The following is a 1,439-nucleotide window of genomic DNA, read 5'->3' as shown; positions in this document are numbered from 1 at the left end:
GGATAGTGGGGACGGGGTAGGTCTTGGGGGGTTGATAATTATTGTAGGCTGTGGCAGCACTGGTCGCCTTGGTAATACTTGTTGTTGCAGGTGTTATAGCCGTGCTAATCTGTTGTTCTACACTTTTCATTGCCTGATCTGAAAAACCAAAATACCCGACAAAGATGGATTTAGCCCAACTTGTACTAGGACCACACATGGTGTTTGTTGTGCCATTGTTTAGTGGAAAATCCGAACCGGCAAATCGCGCCTTAAAGCACTCATTAACATTGGGAGAAGCCATTGGACCTTTAGAATAAGAAGCCCCATCTGGCACCGTGCTCATGATCCAAACTGGATTAGAGTTAAACGCTTGGAGCATGTTTGAAGTGGCTTGTTGGTAAGCTTTGAGCAAATCTGTGGCACCAGACAAATTACCCGCATTGAGATATCCTTCCATGGCCGTGTAGATTTTAGACTGGCTGGTAAAATTGCCCTCAAACCCCGCTCCACCCACATAGGAATTCAAGTAGGTAAAAAATTGGTGCATGTATTTTTGCATGTCTGATTCAGAGGGTAAAGCCCCACAATATTTCCATGATGGAGAATTTGGATCGTTCCCATTCCCAACCGCACAATTGGAGTTAGCAAGGAAATGGATATTGGCTTGCAATTCCTTGACATTAAACAAAGTATTCCACATATCGTAGGTGGTGATCCCTAGCTTTTTAAGCTCTTGGGGCACGCTTGCTGGCGATCCCAGTATGCTACAATTCTTCGAAATCGTACCCGAATACCCCGGGATAGATTGCACAATCTGTATAAAGGTGCAATTCCAAGCATTATCAACATAATATGGGTATTTTTTTCCCTTGTAGGTGTATCCGCCTTGACTGGCATTATCTGCCACATAAAGCTCACCATTGGCATAATCCACCCATGTATTGTGGAAAGCTTCACCCAAAATCTTAGAAACCCCCACCACTTGATCAAGGGCTTGTGTAACAGCTTGGGTTTTGGCTTGAAGGAGTGTTTTAACTTTCTCTAACTCTTGCGAGGCGATTTTTTGATTGGTCTCGCTAATTTTTTGTATATCCTGACTGGTTATGCTGATGATCTTATTGATTTCATTGCCTAGGGCTTGCAGAGCGATTATGGTTTGTTGGGGCGTGAGATTGGTAACATCATTAGTGATTTGGGTGGGAGTGGCGGAGGCACTGATTTTATTCAAAGGGGCGGGGAGGGGGAGGGGGGTATAGGTGGTGATGCCTAAATTCTTGAATGTTGTCTCAATCTTGGTGTTAAAATTATTGAAATAATTGATAGCATCTATTAGGATTTGTTGGTTTTCTTTTGTGTAGTTGCCCACTGCTTTTTCATAGGTTGTGAATGCGGCTTGTGCTTTGGTGGTGATAGTGTTGTTTTCGTTCTTGTATGTTTGAACAATATTATTCAGGTAT

General features: G+C 43.1%; 1 pseudogene. It reads right to left on the bottom strand.

Annotated features, from left to right (window positions below):
• Positions 1-1,439 (bottom strand): annotated as a pseudogene (locus tag C5684_RS09070) (hypothetical protein); the annotation flags it as partial.

This window comes from Helicobacter bizzozeronii, assembly GCF_900196775.1.
GTDB classification, from domain to species: domain Bacteria; phylum Campylobacterota; class Campylobacteria; order Campylobacterales; family Helicobacteraceae; genus Helicobacter; species Helicobacter bizzozeronii.
Note: the sequence above shows the minus strand (reverse complement) of the source record. Positions and strands in the feature narration are given on the sequence as shown.